The sequence below is a fragment of the Arthrobacter sp. CMU6 genome, from assembly GCF_059090205.1.
Window position 1 is genome coordinate 1 of the sequence record NZ_JBNHFL010000092.1, and the last position, 549, is coordinate 549.

Below are 549 nucleotides of genomic sequence, written 5' to 3' on the forward strand. Positions count from 1 at the left end.
ACGGCGGGGATGGCGTCCGGTGCTCCGGTGTGCCAGTTGGCGAGGTCGCCGGTCGCGGAGACCTGGAACGCGCCCAGGACGCAGATGTCCAGGTGGCCGCCGCGCATGATCGCGAACGAGTCGGCATGGTGGAAGTAGGAGGCGCCCGGGAGTTCGGTGACGGGAATCTTGCCGGCGTTGATGAGGTCCTCATCGATCTGGTCCCCGGTGGCCACCGGGCCCATGCCCAGCATGCCGTTCTCGGTGTGGAGCGTGATGTTCTGCTCCGGCCTGAGGTAGTTCGAGACCAGGGTGGGCTGGCCGATCCCCAGGTTCACGAACGAGCCCGGTGCGATGTCGCGGGCCACGAGCCGGGCGAGGTCGTCGCGACCCAGCGGGGTTTCGGACGTCTGGATGGACGTTTCTACGAGGCTCATCTCAGGCCACCTGTTCTGCGGTGCCGGCGGCAGCTCCGCGGGAATCAATACGGACGATGCTGTTGACGTAAATGCCGGGGGTCACGATGTTCTCCGGGTCCAGCGCGCCGGTGGGCACGATCTCGGACACCTG

1 protein-coding gene and 1 pseudogene are annotated in these 549 nt (G+C 67.0%); both read right to left on the reverse strand.

The genetic code is table 11. The features are described 5' to 3' along the window. A partial coding sequence (locus AC5RWD_RS23190) for a CoA-transferase (protein WP_494022267.1) occupies positions 1–416 on the reverse strand: 416 nt, incomplete at its 3' end. Position 417: 1 nt separating this feature from the next. After that, positions 418–549 (reverse strand): annotated as a pseudogene (locus AC5RWD_RS23195) (3-oxoadipate CoA-transferase); the annotation flags it as partial.